This is a genomic window from Serratia sp. LSHTC3, from assembly GCF_057197125.1.
Genome location: NZ_JBXUNP010000003.1, coordinates 317859 through 334654, shown reverse-complemented (window position 1 = coordinate 334654; position 16796 = coordinate 317859). Strand labels below are relative to the sequence as shown.

17 protein-coding genes are annotated in these 16796 nt (G+C 61.4%); 6 read left to right on the top strand and 11 right to left on the bottom strand.

The window, feature by feature from the left end; genetic code table 11:
- Nucleotides 1-34 precede the first annotated feature (34 nt).
- Together AC2CGI_RS14425 and AC2CGI_RS14420 are read right to left on the bottom strand one after the other, a co-directional pair.
- The gene (locus AC2CGI_RS14425) at nt 35-541 is read right to left on the bottom strand and encodes a CS1 type fimbrial major subunit (RefSeq protein WP_015376530.1); all 507 of its coding nucleotides are present in this window, start codon (nt 539-541) and stop codon (nt 35-37) included.
- A gap of 76 nt (nt 542-617) precedes the next feature.
- Nucleotides 618-1361 carry a fimbrial protein gene (locus AC2CGI_RS14420; protein ID WP_226883040.1) on the bottom strand — a complete coding sequence of 248 codons (744 nt, stop codon included), beginning with the start codon at nt 1359-1361 and terminating at the stop codon, nt 618-620.
- Between the two features lie 321 nt (nt 1362-1682).
- On the opposite strand from AC2CGI_RS14420, the gene AC2CGI_RS14415 reads away from it, so the two are divergent.
- On the top strand, nt 1683-2453 hold the full coding sequence (locus tag AC2CGI_RS14415; protein WP_015376528.1) for a winged helix-turn-helix domain-containing protein: 771 nt from the start codon (nt 1683-1685) through the stop codon (nt 2451-2453).
- 89 nt (nt 2454-2542) lie between these two features.
- Nucleotides 2543-2926: a hypothetical protein gene (locus AC2CGI_RS14410; RefSeq protein WP_226883039.1), complete on the top strand. Its 384-nt coding sequence runs from the start codon at nt 2543-2545 to the stop codon at nt 2924-2926.
- A 192-nt stretch (nt 2927-3118) separates the two neighbouring features.
- Here the strand turns inward: AC2CGI_RS14410 and AC2CGI_RS14405 are convergent, their stop codons facing one another.
- The 7 genes from AC2CGI_RS14405 to AC2CGI_RS14375 form a co-directional block, all read right to left on the bottom strand.
- A complete protein-coding gene (locus tag AC2CGI_RS14405; protein ID WP_015376526.1) occupies nt 3119-3907 on the bottom strand; it encodes an SDR family oxidoreductase in 789 nt (262 codons plus the stop codon).
- Nucleotides 3908-3911: 4 nt separating this feature from the next.
- Nucleotides 3912-4709 carry a molybdenum cofactor biosynthesis F family protein gene (locus tag AC2CGI_RS14400; protein ID WP_004933186.1) on the bottom strand — a complete coding sequence of 266 codons (798 nt, stop codon included), beginning with the start codon at nt 4707-4709 and terminating at the stop codon, nt 3912-3914.
- A gap of 11 nt (nt 4710-4720) precedes the next feature.
- The gene (locus AC2CGI_RS14395; RefSeq protein ID WP_015376525.1) at nt 4721-5503 is read right to left on the bottom strand and encodes an SDR family NAD(P)-dependent oxidoreductase; all 783 of its coding nucleotides are present in this window, start codon (nt 5501-5503) and stop codon (nt 4721-4723) included.
- Nucleotides 5496-6086 (bottom strand): DUF3156 family protein, encoded by a 591-nt coding sequence (locus tag AC2CGI_RS14390; protein ID WP_076740917.1) that lies wholly within the window; start codon nt 6084-6086, stop codon nt 5496-5498. The genes AC2CGI_RS14395 and AC2CGI_RS14390 overlap by 8 nt, the downstream gene beginning before the upstream one ends.
- Nucleotides 6061-7554: an APC family permease gene (locus AC2CGI_RS14385; protein ID WP_004933191.1), complete on the bottom strand. Its 1494-nt coding sequence runs from the start codon at nt 7552-7554 to the stop codon at nt 6061-6063. The genes AC2CGI_RS14390 and AC2CGI_RS14385 overlap by 26 nt, the downstream gene beginning before the upstream one ends.
- A 129-nt stretch (nt 7555-7683) precedes the next feature.
- A complete protein-coding gene (locus AC2CGI_RS14380) occupies nt 7684-8868 on the bottom strand; it encodes an anaerobic sulfatase maturase (protein WP_015376522.1) in 1185 nt (394 codons plus the stop codon).
- Nucleotides 8865-10577 carry an arylsulfatase gene (locus AC2CGI_RS14375; protein ID WP_021505407.1) on the bottom strand — a complete coding sequence of 571 codons (1713 nt, stop codon included), beginning with the start codon at nt 10575-10577 and terminating at the stop codon, nt 8865-8867. The genes AC2CGI_RS14380 and AC2CGI_RS14375 overlap by 4 nt, the downstream gene beginning before the upstream one ends.
- A 482-nt stretch (nt 10578-11059) precedes the next feature.
- Here AC2CGI_RS14375 and AC2CGI_RS14370 point away from each other — a divergent pair, with 482 nt between their 5' ends.
- The 4 genes from AC2CGI_RS14370 to AC2CGI_RS14355 all read left to right on the top strand — a co-directional run bounded on the left by AC2CGI_RS14370 (nt 11060) and on the right by AC2CGI_RS14355 (nt 15045).
- The gene (locus AC2CGI_RS14370) at nt 11060-11707 is read left to right on the top strand and encodes a helix-turn-helix transcriptional regulator (RefSeq protein ID WP_004933198.1); all 648 of its coding nucleotides are present in this window, start codon (nt 11060-11062) and stop codon (nt 11705-11707) included.
- Between the two features lie 139 nt (nt 11708-11846).
- Nucleotides 11847-13034, top strand: coding sequence for an MFS transporter (locus AC2CGI_RS14365; protein WP_015376520.1), 1188 nt, complete (start codon nt 11847-11849; stop codon nt 13032-13034).
- Entirely contained in the window at nt 13031-14143 is a 1113-nt protein-coding gene (locus AC2CGI_RS14360; RefSeq protein WP_076740916.1) for a class II histone deacetylase, read from the top strand. Before AC2CGI_RS14365 ends, AC2CGI_RS14360 begins: the two co-directional genes overlap by 4 nt.
- Before the next feature lie 95 nt (nt 14144-14238).
- Nucleotides 14239-15045 (top strand): alpha/beta hydrolase, encoded by an 807-nt coding sequence (locus AC2CGI_RS14355; protein WP_075684781.1) that lies wholly within the window; start codon nt 14239-14241, stop codon nt 15043-15045.
- Between the two features lie 46 nt (nt 15046-15091).
- Here AC2CGI_RS14355 and AC2CGI_RS14350 read toward each other — a convergent pair whose 3' ends face one another.
- A complete protein-coding gene (locus tag AC2CGI_RS14350) occupies nt 15092-15457 on the bottom strand; it encodes a cupin domain-containing protein (protein ID WP_015376517.1) in 366 nt (121 codons plus the stop codon).
- Between the two features lie 18 nt (nt 15458-15475).
- Complete coding sequence (locus AC2CGI_RS14345; RefSeq protein ID WP_015376516.1) at nt 15476-16777, bottom strand: NAD(P)/FAD-dependent oxidoreductase; 1302 nt, start codon at nt 16775-16777, stop codon at nt 15476-15478.
- Between the last annotated feature and the right edge of the window lie 19 nt (nt 16778-16796).

Here is a 16796-nt window from a genome sequence, read left to right as displayed (position 1 = left end):
CTGATGTTAATGACTTACAAACGCACTACCTTGTTTATGCACCGCCTTCCGCGGTAGTCGCCTGGGTCAACATCAAGCTGACTACACCGCTGTATTGGCCCGTTTTCAAAATACCTTTGGTGGTCTGAGAAATGATGAGCGGCAGTACCGCAGAACCATTTTCCACTGTCCCAGGGAACAGCTCGGCACCGGTGAATTCGGCGTCGGTGGTCGTGAGCGCCTTTTCACCCAGTTGTACCGTCAGGGGTATATTCTGATCGCCATCCGCATTGGTTAACTGTGCGGCGCTGACCAGACGGACTTTGACGTTACTGGTGGCGGAGTTAGACCATACTTTCGTGTTCAAACGATAGCTTTCCAGACCCCGACCCGGCAGGTACTGCATATCGATGCTGGCCGGCAGCGGGGTATTGTCCGCCTGGGTCATATCCAGCTGGGAATCGACGCTCGCATTGACTGTGATATCTTTTTGAATGGCAAGCGAGCTGAAAGAAGTGGCCAGCGCGGTAGCAATCAGCAGAGGTTTAATATAATGACGCATTGTTATCTCCATATTGGCATGCGGGCTTCATTCGCCCTATAAATAAACCACAGGCGTGGTTATTACGGTTGTCACGTTATTTTGCGACGGGTAATTCAGCCTCTTCACTGGTTTTACTCAGCCAGTTAAAGTAGCGAAACTTGTAGGTTGCACCACTATTTGCACTCAGGGACTTTAATTTTCTTTGCGTCCCCGGATACACAGTAGCGTCTTCTTTAATCCATTTGCACGATGCATTGGCACGGCAAAAACCAATTTCTTTTAGCGGAACTCGTACGTTTCCTGTATTTATAACTTCTCCGAGTGCAGGATTAATTTCCAGCGAAACCTTAGGCCGCTCTGGAGCAATATGCACCAAAGCCCCCCAGATAACATTCACCCCTAGCTTCGCTTCTGCTGAGCGGGTTTTATTTTCTCCGGACAATAAAACATCAGGCTGTTTCACCCCTTCAAAATAAACCCGCCATGTACTTTCCGTTGTCGGAGGTGATAGGGATACCAGGCGCACAACGCGCATTGAGCCAGCAGCAAGCGCAAATTTGGCAGGTGTTACTATCAGACCGTCCTTTTTCCATGAAGCGATTTCCACCTCTTTTTCATGCGGCGTACCTGGGTTAAGAATTCTCTTTTGCGTCACCCGAACGAACTGAATATCATCACTTTTGGATGCCACTTTAATGATCGCGGTCCCTGAAGCATCGACACCCAGCTCCATCGGATAAACACTCATATTAGCCAGAGCAACGTTGCTAAATAAGGAGAATAATAGTAAAAGGGCCAAAACCCTACTTATCCCGGGTAGCGTTTTATTATCTTTCAAATCTCACCTTCTTGTGCTCATCATAATGATGCGTAATGTTCTTCTTCTCATTCAGACACACTTTTCATGTCCTCACACCTTGAGAAAAATCTTATACTAAGCAGGATGACCATCACCACTTGTATCGCGAAATTTGGAAAACACAGTTTTTTTCTCTATTTACTGACTATTTATACGAAATAGTTAAAGAAAAACACTGATTATGATGATTTAGTTAAACTATCGATCTGATTAAAAAACAACCCAAAAAGGGGCGATAGAGAACCCACCCTGCCGGATAAGGTATAAATAAAAATCACAAACCCAAAAAGAGGTTTTTATATGTTCTTTATGTTAAGCAATTCGTTAGTATTTGACCCAAACACACAAAAACTCAGCCTGGCAGGCCAGCCTGAATCAGCGGTAAAGTTATCAGCGCCTGCTGTTCGATTATTATTGGAGTTCATTAGAAATAGAGAAAAAGAGCTCAGCAGAGACATGCTGATTACCCGGGTGTGGCAAGATTTTGGCTATACGCCATCCGGTAACAACCTCAACAAAGCTGTCAGCGAGATTCGAAAAGCCTTCCAGTCGTTGGGCGTTCACACATCGCCAATAGTGACAGTACCAGGCAAGGGTTTTTATTTTGATGCGGATGTCGTAGCACAGAAGCATCTCGATAAAAATGTCGCTATCGAGCCAGTTCCTCCACCGAAAACGAAAACAAAAAAAACATGGAAAGAGAGATTACGTTTATCAACACACCGGCCTTACTGTATTGCGGCATTAGCCGTATCAACGTTAATCGGAGGGAGCTACTTACTTTCAGAGTATGCGATGAATATTCCGCGAATCATGAGGCTACCGAATGAAAATTTTGAGCAGTGTACTGTCTGGTGGATAAGCACCCCTGAAAAACCGATTATTTTATCCAAGCTTCCTTCCCTGCTTAGTGAGAATAACCTGGACTGCCAGCGCGACAAGTATGACATCTATTATTTTAGCGCCCGCTTCCCTCTCACCTCTGCAGATGAGATTTTTATTGGCTCCTGCCCAAAAAGTAAAAAGGGCCTATGTAAAACAATTCGTTATAAAAGTGGGGTTGAAAAGTGAGGATTAAAGCTCTGTTAATCGTCAGTGGCGTTGTGACGGTGGGATTACTGGCAACTTTCCTTTCCCATACCAGGACTGAGAAGCAAGATATGCTTGCATGTACCACTAAGTTTATTTTTACCCGAAATGCAGGCAAAGTCAGTGAGGTAAAAGTGAATGTGATGACCCAGTTTTACTTTCATCGCGACGGAACCGGAATCACCACCTACAAAGGGGCAGCCTCTACCCGAGAGCTGGCGACGATGGTGGATCGCGATGTGAATTTTACCTGGAGGCCGCGCAATGATGCGGGAATCATCGAGCTGACCTACACGAAGACGCTACGGCGACATAACGATAATACGCCAGACAACGTGTGGGGCGATTTTGCCCGGCGTGGAACTCGTTACTATCTGACTATTTCTGAGGTGGCTCCGTCGGTGTGGTTGATTCAGGACAGGAAGTATCCAACCTACCTGTGCCGAGAAGAGTAAAGGCTGACATCTGCTTCATACGCAACCGGCTATATACATCAATAACCGGTTGCATCTTAATGGGGCACTTGGTTAAGGAAACGTCCCGCGGAGCCGGTAAGCGCTTCTGCCCAAACCTCCAGCTTGAGCAAACAACTGTCTATCAATCAATCAATCGGGCATGCGGTAAAACTCCCGCTGATGAGATCAAAATCAGCGGTGAGCATTCGTTTCCGGCAACAGCGCGCCGCCGTCCACCACCAGCGTCTGGCCGGTGATGTAGGCCGCCGCCGGCGAGGCGAGAAACACCATCGCCGCGGCGATGTCTTCCGGTTCCCCCAGCCGCCCGAGCGGCACCGCGGCGGCGATCGCCTGATTCACCTGCGCGTCGCCCAGGTTGGCCATCGCCGGCGTGCGGATCATCCCCGGCTCCACGCCGTTGACGCGAATGTTCTCCGCCGCCAGCTCCAGCGCCGCCGCGCGAATAAAGCCGTTTACCCCGGCCTTGGAGGCGGCGTAATGCGCCAGCCCCGGATACGCCACCCGCGGGCCGGTCACCGACGAGGTCACCAGCAGGCTGCCGCCGCCGGCGCGGCGCATCCACGGCAGCGCCGCCTGCGCCAGAAAGAACGGCGCCATCAGATTAACGCTCAGCGTGCGTTGCAGCAGGGCCGCGTCGATGGCGGCGAACGGCGTCAGCGGAAAGTAAGCTGCGTTGTGGATCACCACGTCCAGCCGTTGATGCCGCTCGCCCACCGCCGCCACCAGCTCGGCGATCTGCCCCGGCTCGGCCAGATCGCAGGCCAGCGCCTGCACGCTCAGCCCTTCGTCCCGCAGCATTTGCGCCGCCGCCTGCGCCTGCGGCAGCTGCACGTCCGCGATCGTCACCTCGGCGCCCAGCCGGGCAAAGGCGCTGACGATCGCCAGCCCGATGCCCTGCGCGCCGCCGGTCACCAGCACCGCCTGCCCGGCGAAGGCGTCGGCCGCATAGGTTGCGCTCATCGGCCTATCCTCGCGGGTGGCGCGTGGTGTTGAGCACCTGCGCGTGGGCGCCCACCGCAAAGTTGCTCAGCGCGCTGAAATCGCTGCCCTGATAACCGAGGATCTTGCCGTCGGTGCGCATGCCCTGCAGATCGATCATCACCACGCCCAGCGTCGGAATGATCTTCTCGCGCCAGACAAACAGATAAAGCTGCTCCGCCACCTTCACGTAGTGGCAGCGGTCGACGTCCGCCAGCCCTTTCTCCACCCCGTCCAGACACTGCCAGGCATAGAAGTTGTCGTTCAGGTAGATGTGCTCGTAACGTTCGGTCGGGCTGTAGGTGTACATGTTGCGCATGCCGATCAGCTCATCGGTAAAACCCGGCGGCGCCACGTCGGCGTCATCCAGCGTGCCGAAGCGGAATTCGGCCTCGACCGCGGTCAGCGGCAGCCCCTGTTCCACCCGGCTGAAGGCGTCGAGCCGCGCCTGCGCTTCGTCCGGCAGCTGGCCGTATACCGCGGTAAAGTTGCCCTGATTGCGGTCGCATACCAGCGTAATGCTGGCGTTGGCGCGGGCGGGATCGAGAAAATCGATGAACAGCACGCCGGGGCGAATGCTGGTGGCGCGATAGGCGACGCCGCGCCGCTCTCCCCACTCCAGCGTCTGCTCGTCGGTAAACCGACAGCGCTGCGTCGCGCCGTCGCTGAAACGCAGCGTCAGCGTGGTGCCCGCCAGGCCGTGCTGGCGTTCCAGCGTATTGCTGTGCGGCGCAAAGCCTTCCGCCAGCGCGCCAACCTGAATGAATACCGCTTCTGAACTCATGGAAATGCTCCTTACAGGGAAGTGAAAGCCAATGTCGGCACATCGACGATGGTGGAGCCGCCGTCGGCCACCAGCGCCGCGCCGGTAATGATTGAAGCCTCGCTGGAACAGAGGAAACGGCAGACGCGGGCGATCTCCTCGGCGCTGGCCGGCCGGCGCAGCGGCACGTCACGGCAGACCATCTGGTAGGCCTGCTCCAGCGAGATCTGATGGGCGTCCATCAGCAGCTGCATCTCTTCGTCCGCCATCGGCGTGGTCACCCAGCCGGGGCACACCGCGTTGGCGCGCACGCCCAGCGGGCCATAGTCACGGGCGATGGAGCGCATCAACCCGATCAGCGCGTGCTTGGCGGTGACATAACCGCAGACCTCCGGCCCGGCGGCCAGCGAGGCGATCGAGGCGACGAACAGCAGGTTGCCGCCGCTCTTGATCAGTTCCGGCAGGCAGGCGCGCGCGCTGGCGAAAGCGCTGTTGAGGTTGCTGTCCATCGCCCCTTGCCACTGCGCGTCGGTCATCTCGGTAATACGCTTGAAGCCCATGCCACCGGCGCTGCCAATCAGGCAGTCGATGCGCCCGGCGTCGCGCAGAATGGCCGGCAGCAACGTGTGGGCCCAGCTCTCGCCGCTGGCGGCGTCACCCACCAGCGCCTGCGCGCCGATCTCATGCGCCAGCGCCGCCAGCGGTTCCGGGCGGCGGCCGATGATGAACACCCGATCGCCCTGCGCCGCCAGCAGACGGGCGCAGGCGGCGCCGACGCCGGTGCCACCGCCGGTAATCACAACCACTCTATTCATGATTCAGCTTCTCCATCAGTTGGCCGATCATCAGCAGGCTGCTCAACAGCAGCCGCCGCTGTTCGGCGTCCAGCCGCAGATAGCGGCGGCCGGCCGGCAAACGGCTGACCACCTCCGACGCGGCGAAATGCTCGATATCCACCTGCCAGCGCCCGTCGTTCACCGTCAGCCGCACGCGGCGAAAATCCAGCTGCGCCAGCGTCTCGCCGATCTGCGGGTAGCGCAGCAGGCCTTCCAGCACCCGCTGCGCGGCCGCATGGCGCTGGCGCAGCAGATAGCGCACCCCGCACCGCCGCAGCCAACCGCCGGTCACCACGTCCAGCGTCAGCGGGGGCTGCGCCGCGCACGCGCCCTGTAACCGAAAACGGTGGCTGACGATATGCGCCATAAACAGCCCCTGCACCTGTTCGCTGACCTCGATCTGCGGCCCCTGCGGCAGCGTCAGCCGCAGCAGGCCCGGCGCCAGGCGTTCGCACGCGTAGGGTTCCAGGTTGCGCGCCAGACGATCCAGCGCGGCGCCCGGCCGATAGCCCGATGGCGCTCGCCGCCAGGCGCGATTAAGTGAGGGAAGTAAGCCGATCAAACTGCGCCTCCTCGTTTTCACCCTTGGCGAACGCGTTCTCCAGCACCTGCTCGACCGGCACCGGCTTGAACGGATTCACTTTCTGCACGCACAGCGTCCAGAACAGCGCATAGGCGGCGGTCAGGCCGATCATCCAGCCGAAGGGAATGTAGACGTCGCGCGGGTTCATCCCCGGCGGCGTGATGTAGACGATGGCCAGCACGATGCCGACGCTGGAGACGATCTGCGGCAGCGGGAACCACGGCGATTTATAGGCGCGCGGCAGATCGGGGCGGCGCAGGCGCAGCAGCACCACCGAGCAGGTCACCAGCAGGTAGGCCACGCCCCAGGCGCACACCGCCGCCAGCACCAGCGGAATGATCCTGTCGAGGTTGCCCTGAATGGCGAAGGCATGTACGCAGGGGATCAAGACCGCCACCAGAATGCCGACCACCGGCGTCTTAAAGCGCGGGTGCAGATAGGCGAACATGCGCGGCAGCGCGCCATCCAGCGCCATGCCGTACAGAATGCGCGGCACCGCCGCCATCAGCGTGTTGATGGTCGCTGCGCCCGCCAGCAGCAGGCCGACGCCCAGCCAGTATTTGCCGAACTGGCCCATCACCTGGCCGGCGAACGCCGGGATGGCCATCGGCGTTTCCAGCAGACGCGTGCCGCTGGCGGCGTCGATCACCACGTTTTCCACCTGGTGGCTGAGCGCCGCGCCGTACAGCGCCATGCACACCGCCACGCCGCACAGCCCGAGCGCCATCGCCCGCGGGATCACCCGATCGCAGCGTTTGATCTCCGGCGCCATCGGCGTCACCAGCTCACAGCCGACGAACATGAACATCGCCATGCCGATCAGGCTGAACACCGCGAAGGGATCGTTCAGATCGAGCGTGCTGCCGAACCAGCCCTCGAGCGGCACCGCATGCGGCGACAGCAGCCCGACGATGCCGAAAATCACCAGCGTGCTCCACATGGCGAAGGTCAGCACGATCTCCGCCTTGCCGAAGGCCTCGATGCCGAACGCATTGAGCAGGCCGAACACGACGACCAGCCCGACGCCGACCATCCAGGAGGCGTTGTGGCTTTCCATCAGGGTGTTGAGGTGCTCGAAGTTCACCAGCGCCATGATGCCGGAGAGAATGGTCTCGGCGGTGCCGGCGAAGATGTGCACGATCAGGTAGGCCGACAGCGCGCCGGTGATGGCGAAAAAGCGCCCCATGCCGCAGGAGATGTAGTCGTAAACCGAACCGGAAGTCGGCAGCAGCGCCGCCGCTTCGGAGAAAGTGGTGAGCTGCGCCTGCATCATGATGAAGGCGATCAGCATCGCCAGCGCGAAGGTGTCGCCGCCGATGCCGAAGCCGCTGGTGACCGTCAGGATCACCGGGCTGGCCATGATCACCCCGACCGAACTGGCCAGGGTGGTGGGAAAGCCGACCTTGCCTCGAGCCAGGTGGGCGTGCAACCGCGACGACAGGTTCATGGTTATTTCCTCTTATAGTTTTGGCCTGATGCATGCAGGTGCTTGCAGGTTTTTCACCGCCAGCGGCGGTCATCTCACTATAGAGAGGAAAGGAAAATGCTGACTATCGTCCTTAAGGACGAGACGCTTTCAACCTGCGGCCGCGCTCACGGCGGCGCGCCACTGCATCGCTCCCTGCGGGCTGCGCGGGTAGGCGCGCAGCGGCGCCAGCAGCGCGGAAAAGAAGGCGTAATAGCCGGCGCACAACCGGTTGTAGCGATCTTCACCCACATGCGCCGGGCAGCCGCCCTGGCAGACACTTTTCACGCTGCAGCGTTGGCACTCGCGGCGCAGGCTTTTGTTCTTGCCGAACGGCATCTCCGCCGCCCTTGCCGCCAGGGTGGCGAGCGGCGTCTGCCGATCGGCATGGCCGAGCAGGTGCTGCGCGTTGATCAGATGATCGCAGGCGTAGAGGCGACCGTCCGGCTCCATCACCAGATTGCCGCCGCAGCGTTCGGCGTGCACGCAGCTGGGGCTGACGTGGGTGAAATACTGCGCGTAGACCTGCTCAATGTTCATCACGAAGACCTGGCCGACGTGCCCGCGGCTGCGCCAGCGGCGGTATACCGCCAGCATGAAGCGCCCCCAGTTGGCGGCACTCAGCCCATAGCCGGCGGTGGGCGCATCCCCTTCCAGCATCAGCGGCTGAAACTGCAGATAGCGCGCGCCGATCGCCACCGCATGATCGTAGATCGCCTCGGCGCGGTCCGCGACGCCGTCGTGCACCACCATCAGCAGGTTGAAGTCGATCTGATGGCGCTGCAGCAGCGCGATGCCGCGCAGCGCGGCGTCATAGCTGGCGCCGCCGCGCTTGTCCGGCCGATGGGCGTCCTGCACCTCGCGATCGCCGTCCAGGCTGACGCCGATGATGAATTGATGCTGCCGGAACAGCCGGCACCAGGCATCGTTCAGCAGGGTGCCGTTGGTCTGCAGGCTGTTGCTGATCCGCACGCCCGGCGGCGCAAAGCGGCGTTGCAACGCCAGCGCCCGCTTGTAAAAACCGATCCCCGCCAACAGCGGCTCTCCACCCTGCCAGACGAAGTTGATCTCGCGGCTGTAGCGCGGCTGGGCGGCGATGTAGCCGCGGATAAACTCCGCCAGCAGGTCGTCGTCCATCTTGCGCGTCTGCGCTTGCTGGCGCTGCGGGTAGTAGCAGTAGCGGCAGCCCAGGTTGCAGCCAGCACCGATCGGTTTCACCAGCAGGTGAAAAGGCGCCGCCGCGCGCGGTTCGCTCTCTACCGGGATCTGCTGCGTGCGCAGCTGGGCCAGGTTCATGGCGCCGCCTGCGGCAACGGTTTGTGGGTCTGCGGATCCAGGCCAATGTAGTCGCCGGTGTTGGCGTCGACGCCGAGATAGTCGATCGCTGCACCTTTGGCTTCAATAACCATGCCCTGCTGCGCAAAGCGGCGATACGCCTCGCTCAGCCGTTTGACCCGCTCCGGGTCGGCGGCGGCCAGATCGCGCGTCTCCAGCGGATCGTCATGCAGGTTGAACAGCCCCCACGGCGCCATCTGCGCCGTCGGCCCGGCCTTCACCAACCGCCGCAGCTTCCAGACGCCGTCCACGTAGGCGGCCTGGTTATGCAGCTCCACGCCGTAGGTCGCGCGCGGCACGCCGTCGGCCTCGCCGCTGAAATAGCGCTTGAAGCTGACGCCGACCATCGGCAGCGTCGGTTTGGCCTTCAGCGGTTTGTGGGCGTCGATGCCGGCATAGTCGTACAGCGTCGGCGCGATGTCATACACCGCCATCGGCGTGCGATCGATACCGCCGCGGCCCTTCAACCCCGGCGCGGAGATGATGAAATCGGTGTTGATACCGCCCTGCGCGCTGGTGGTTTTGTGGTAGTTGGCGTACGGCGCGTTGCTGACGTTGGCCCAGTGCGGCCCGTAAGAGATGAACGATCCCTTGCGGCCGAGGTTGGCGTAGCTGTTGTCGAACTGCCGCCAATACTCCGGCTTCGAGCCGTAGTAGAAGCCGCTGGCCGGGTTGGCGCCGTTGTCGGTGGCGAACACGATCACCGTATTTTGGTCGCGGCCGGTCTGCTTGAGGGTATTCAGCACCGCGCCGACCTGATCGTCCATATAAGCGATCATCGCCGCGTACACCTGCATGGTCTTGGCTTCATATTTTTGCTGTTCCGGCGTCAGCGCGTTCCAGGCCTTATCCAGCGCCAGCGTCGGCATCGGCGTGCGATCGGAAATCAACCCCAGCGCCTTCAGGCGCTGAATGCGCCGCTGATAGGCCTGCTGGTAACCGGCGTCGTATTTGCCGTCGAATTTGGCGATCCAGTCATCCGGCGCCTGCAGCGGATCGTGCGGCGCGGTAAACGCCAGATAGGCGAAGACGGGCTTATTCTGCGGCGTCTCACGGATCCACTGTTCCAGCTGATCGGCATAGGCCTTGCTGGAATAGAAATCTTTGGGCAACGACACACGTTTGCCGTTCAGGGTGTAAAACGTGTGGAACGCCTCCACGGTACCCAGCGGTTTCGCGTCGTCGAAATGGCTGGTGCCGCCGCCCATAAAGGCGAAGGCGCGCTCAAAGCCGCGATCGGTCGGTTTGGCGCCGTCGACATAGCCCAGGTGCCATTTGCCCGCCATCATGGTGGCGTAACCCGCGTCGCGAAAACGCTCCGGCAGCGTGGTCACGCGGTCGGTCAGGCGCATTTCATACCCCGGCTGCGCGGCGGTGCTCTCATACCACCACATGCCGCCCATGCCGGCCTGCTGATTGGTGTTGCCGGTCATCAACATCGAACGCGCCGGCGCCGACATCGGCGAGGTGTAGTACTGACTCATGCGCACGCCCCGTTCGGCCAGCGCCTGCAGGTTGGGCGTCGGTATCTCGCCGCCGAACGGGCTGATGTCGGAGTAGCCCATGTCGTCCACCAGAATGATCAGCACATTGGGGCGATCGGCGTCCGCCCCCTGAGCCAGGCCCGATAAGGCGCCGCTCAACGCCACCGCCAACGTTTTTTTCTGCATCGTCCGTCCCCTGTATGGTCATGCGGACTGAACAACCCGACGCCTCAGCCCGAGAAAGGTCATCATTTTTTCGTCTTATACGTTTGGCGCCGCCTGGCGCTATCTTCAATTCGCAGTGTAGAAAGCGGCGGAAAAGCCTGGCTATCGTTCTTAAGAACGAGGGACGGCAACGACAGCGGCGGCTGTAGCACGCGCAGGGCGGCGAAAGCTTGACCCAGGCAAGCATTGAAAAGCGCTGTAAATTCAGCGGGAAAAGCGGTGAATTATTTCATTAACCTATTAATGAAAATCGCGATAAATCCGAACGAAAAAGCCCTGATTAACGCAGTGTCATCTTGTTATTTATGTATTTTATTGCAATCAGCCTCACGTTGTTAATATGTTTTTATTGTGTTGCCAAATTGCTACAACTATGCTTGTATCGTTCATATATTGACCGCCAACCTTCTCCAGATTGAACGATAAAGGGAGGAACACGAATCATGCACAGCACCGCATCCGATGCCTTTATCAACAGCTGTTTGGCGACCATTACGCACCTGATCCCGGTGTCTGCCGGGGTGTTTTATCTGGTCGATCGCGACCTGCGGCCGGATCACTACATCCTGCACGGCATGCCCGATAAAACGCATCAGCAGTACCTGAACCACTTCCAGCAAATTGACCCGCTGCAGCCGGCCAATTTCCATCGGCAAGACATCACCATGGTCGGCATGAGCCCGGCGGCGATCGCCGGCAACCGCCGCTATTACCACGACTTTATGCTGCCGAACGACATGCGCGACATGACGGAGATTTTTATTCGCCAGCGTAAGCGCATCGTTGCCGGTGTGTCGCTGATCCGCGATACGCCGTTTACCGAAGTGGAGCGCGGCCGCCTGCGCGCGGTACTGCCGCTGATCGAGCTGGCGACGCGCGATCTGCTGCCCGACAGCGAGGCGCAGCTTCTGACCGCCAAAGAGCAAGAGATCGTCAACATGGTGCGCGAAGGCGCCAGCAATAAGCGCATCGCCCTGAAGCTGGGCATTTCGCTGTCTACGGTGAAAACCCATATGCGCAATATTTTCGCCAAAACCGACGTGGTGAACCGCACCGAACTGGTCGCCGGCGGTTTTCTCGCTCACGGTTAACGCCCGATAACGGCCGCCGCTGCCGGCGGCCGGAAAATAACGCCAGAACATATTCGCCATTTATGGCGCGGCCTCCCCCTGCCCGCAATCGGGCCGGGCGGGATATTTCATCGTCACTCAACGCTTGGGGAAAAGGTTTATGTCCAGTGATTCGGTTTCCGCGCCCGCCGTCGGCGCGGCGCTCCCCTGCCCGCCGCGGCTGCTGACCGCCATTATCGTCTTCGCCGCCATTGCGCCGGGCATTCTGATGACCGCCCCCGCCGTGGCCGCCCAGCTCGCGACTCAGTGGCAACTCGGCCCGGCGCAGATCGGCCACCTGTTCTCCACCGAACTCGGCGCCATGAGCCTGGCCACGCTGCCGGCGTGGTGGTGGATCGGGCGCATCAACTGGCGGCGGGTCGCTACGCTGTCGGCGCTGGTGTTTATCGCCGGCAACCTGGCTTCGGCGCTGGTGCAGGATTTCACCCTGCTGCTGCCGCTGCGCTTTATCGCCTCGCTGGCGGGCGGCACCCTGATGATCCTGTGCATCACCTGCGCCGCCGGCACCGCCAACCCCAGCCGGGTGTATGCCTTCTGGGTGCTCGGCCAGCTGGTGCTGGGCGCGGTCGGGCTGCTGGTGCTGCCGCCGCTGTTCGCGCACTTCGGTCTGATGGCGGTCTACCTGATTTTGGCGGCCATCATGCTGTGCTGCCTGCCGCTCATCCCGGCGTTCCCCAACGGTTTTACCGCCGCCCGCGCCGCCCGCAGCGGCCCCGCCGCCTCGCTGGCGCGCAAGCTGTGCGCCGTGCTGGCGGTGCTGACCTTTTACATCAGCCTGAGCGCGGTCTGGACCTTTATCGGCGGCATCGCCGCCGGCGCCGGGCTGTCGCCGGCCCACAGCGGCCAGGTGCTGGCCGTCGCCACCTTGCTCGGCATCGTCGGCGCCGGCGCCGCGGCGCTGATCGGCGCGCGCTTCAGCGGCGGGCGCCTGATCGTACTGGGGTACGCCCTGCTGCTGGCCAGCGTGGCGCTGCTGACAGGCCAACCCCTGCTGCTGCGCTTCGCCCTGGCGGCCCTGCTGTTCAAATTCACCTGGACCTTCGTGCTGCCATTCATTCTGGCGCGGGTCGCCGGGCTGGATAACGACGGCAAGCTGATGAACGGCATCAACCTGGTGATCGGCGGCGGCATGGCCATCGGCCCGACGCTGGCCGGCTCTTTAATCGAATATTCCGGCGGTTTCAACGCCTTGCTGTTCGGCGCGCTGGGCTGCGCGCTGCTGTCGCTGCTGTTGATTTCGCTGGCTTCACCGCGCGCACCGCGCCGTATAACAGGAGGAGAAAGGTGAAAAAAACAACCGGTTTCTTGTTTGATGAACGCTGTTTCTGGCACAGCACCGGCCTGCACGCCACCACCCTGCCGGTCGGCGGCTGGGTGCAACCGCCTTCGGGCGCCGGCCACGCCGAATCGCCGGAAACCAAGCGGCGCATGAAGAATCTGATGGACGTGTCCGGCCTGTCGCGCCAACTCACCCTGCTGAGCGCCGAACCGGCGACGGAAGAAGACCTGCTGCGCATCCATCCCGCCCACTACCTGCAGCGCTTCAAACAGGTGAGCGACAGCGGCGGCGGCCTGCTGGGGGAGGAGGCGCCGCTGGGGCCGGGCAGCTATGAAATCGCCAAACTCTCCGCCGGACTGGCCTGCGCGGCGGTGGAGGCGGTGCTGCAGGGCGAGCTGGATAACGCCTATGCGCTGTCGCGCCCGCCGGGCCACCACTGCCTGCCGGATCAATCGATGGGCTTCTGCTTCCTGGCCAATATTCCCATCGCCATCGAGCGCGCCAAGGCCCGCTACGGCCTGGGCAAGGTGGCGGTGCTCGACTGGGACGTGCACCACGGCAACGGCACCCAGCATATCTATTGGCAGCGCGGCGACGTGCTGACGCTGTCGCTGCATCAGGACGGCTGCTTCCCGGCGGGCTATTCCGGCGAACAGGATCGCGGCGAAGGCGCCGGGGCAGGCTGCAATGTCAACGTGCCGATGCTGGCCGGCGCCGGCGACGACGGCTACCTGCACGCGATGCGGCGCATCATTATCCCGTCGCTGGAAAAATTCGAGCCGGAGCTGATCATCGTCGCCTGCGGCTACGATGCCAACGCGCTCGATCCGCTGGCGCGCATGCAGCTGCACAGCGACAGCTTCCGCGCCATGACCGCGCTGGTGCAAGACGCCGCCGACCGGCTGTGCGGCGGCAAGCTGGTGATGGTGCATGAAGGCGGCTACGCCGAATCCTACGTGCCGTTCTGCGGGCTGGCGGTGATGGAGCAGCTGAGCGGCGTGCGCACGGAAGTGCAGGATCCACTGCTAGAGTTCATCCAGCAACAGCAGCCGCGCGACGCCTTCAATCGCTTCCAGCGCGAAGCGCTCGACGAACTGGCGCGCCAGTTCGGCCTGTAATCCCCTCTCGAGCGGGCGCCGCATCCGGCGCCCCTGACAAGCTCGCCGCCAGCCGCTACGCTGAAGGGCAACCCTACCATCATGAGAACAATAACATGTCCGAACAAACCGTCAGCTTTATCAAAGGCCGCCACGGCGACATCGCCGTGCACGACTGGGGAAACGACAAGCCGCGCTATCTGGCGCTGCTGGTGCACGGCTACGGCGAGCATCTCGGCCGCTATCAATACGTGGCGCGCACACTGCAGGCGCAGGGGGCGCGGGTATTCGGCCCCGACCATCTCGGCCACGGTCTGTCGCAGGGCGAGCGCGTGCTGATCGAGGATTATGACGCCGTGGTCGACGACGTTCAGCGCGTGGTCGAGCATCTTCGCCAACAGTATCCGACGCTGCCGCTGGTGGTGATCGGCCACTCGATGGGCGGCATGATCGCCACCCGCTACGTGCAGCGTTATGGCGAGGAGGTGCGCGCATTGGTGCTGTCCGGCCCGCTGCTCGGCGACAGAACGGCGATTTCCGATCTGGCCGAGTTGCCGACGATCCCCGACGCGCCGCTGGATACCGCCACCCTGGCGCGCGATCCGGCGGTTGGCGCGGCCTATCAGGAGGATCCGCTGGTGTGGCACGGGCCGTTCAAACGCCCCACTCTGCACGCCATGCAGCGGATCCTCGCCGCCATCAACGCCGGGCCGGGGTTCGGCGCGCTGCCTACGCTGTGGATCCACGGCGACGACGACCGGCTGGTACTGATGAGCGAAACGCAAACCGCGCTCGATCGCCTGCGGGGCGACGATTTCGAACGGATGATCAACACGGGCGGGCGGCACGAGAGCTTTAACGAAACCAATAAGGATCAGATCCTCAAACGGGTAACCGACTTTATTGCGCGGGCGTTAGGTTAAGGTGCTCCCCCTCGGCATTCAGCCTGCTGAGGGGGGCATGACGGCGTCAGCCCTCGACGATGGCGAGGTAGTGTTTGACGAAGCGATCCGAGGTGATGTCCCAGCGCACCGGGGTGCCCTTCTCGACGAACCAGGAATCGCCGGCCTGATACTGCACCGATTCGCCGGTGCGTTCGTTGGTCAGGGTGGCGCTGCCTTCCCACACCGTGGCGTGCTCGGCGAACGGGTACTCCATCACGAAGCTGCCGCGGGTGCAGCTGAACACGCCGCAGTTCAGGTTGTCGGTCGGTTCGCCGAAGATGCTGGCCACGCCGACGTTTGGCGTGCCGGCGATCACCGTGGCGCCCAGGTTGCTGACGCTGCCGATCTCCAGCAGTTCCGGCAGCGGTTGTTTAAGCAGTAACGGTTTCATGTCATTCTCCTCTGAGGGTTAACGGCGGCCTTTCCAGTAGCCGGATGTCTGGTGCCAAACCTTACCGGCGGTGGTCATCACTCGCCGCAGCTTGTCTTTGCCGAAGATGTTGACGTGCGGGATCGAGCTCATCAGATCGTAGCGATCGGATCCTTCGCTCATGCCCTCCGCCAGCACCTTGCACACGATGTGGCTCGGCGTCACGCCGAAGCCGGAGTAGCCCTGCACATAAAACACGTTGTCGCGATCCGGCAGCGTGCCGATCTGCGGGAACAGGTTGGCGCTGCAGCACAGCGGGCCGCCCCAGGCCAGATCGATCTTCACGTCTTTCAGGTACGGGAACACCTTCAGCATCAGGTTGCGGTTCCAGGCCTTGAGATCCGACGGGAAATATTCGATCAGGCGGGTGGCGCTGCCGAACAGCAGCCGGTTCTCATTGGTCACCCGGTAATAGTCGATCACCGGGCGGATGTCGCTGTAGGCGCCGCGGATCGGGCTGATCTGACGGATCAGATCGTCAGACAGCGGCTCGGTGGCCAGCTGGAAGGCGTAGGTGTTGATGGTCTTGCGGTAGATCTGCGGTTCCATGCCGTTGAGAAAGCCGTTGCAGGCCCACAGCATCTTGTTGGCGCGCACCGAGCCCATGGCGGTGCGCACCGTGATGCGCGGCCCGTACTCCACGTTGAGCACGCTGCTGTTCTCGAAGATTTTCACCCCGTAGCCGCTCAGCGCCTTGGCCTCGCCCAGCAACAGGTTGAGCGAATGCACGTGGCCGCCGCCCATGTGTTTCAGCGCGCAGGTGTAGGCGTCGGAGCCCACCACCTGCTTCACCTCCGCCCCGGTGTAAAGCTCGATCTCCTCTTCCGGCGCCACCGCCCTGAACTCCTTCAGCCAGCCGCGCAGGGTCTTCTCCTGACGCGCGTTGCTGCCGAGATAGCCGTAGCCGAAGCAGAAGTCGGCGTCGATGTCATATTTCTTGATGCGCTCGCGGATAATGCCGGCGCCGAGGTTGCTGATCTTGAAGATGGTTTCCAGCCCGGCCGGGCCGACGTGGCGTTTGATCTTCTCCAGATCGTGGCCGATGCCGGCCATCACCTGGCCGCCGTTGCGCCCGGTGCCGCCGTAGCCCAGATAGCGGCCTTCGAGGATGGCGATGTTGGTGATGCCCTTCTCCGCCAGCTCCAGCGCGGTGTTGATGCCGGAGAAGCCGCCGCCGATGATCACCACGTCGACGTCCAGATCCTCTTCCAGCGTCGGGAAGCGCAGATCGTATTTTTTGGTCGCCGCGTAGTAGGTTAAGGACTCGATTTCGTTGTTCACTGCCGCACTCCCGATTGCC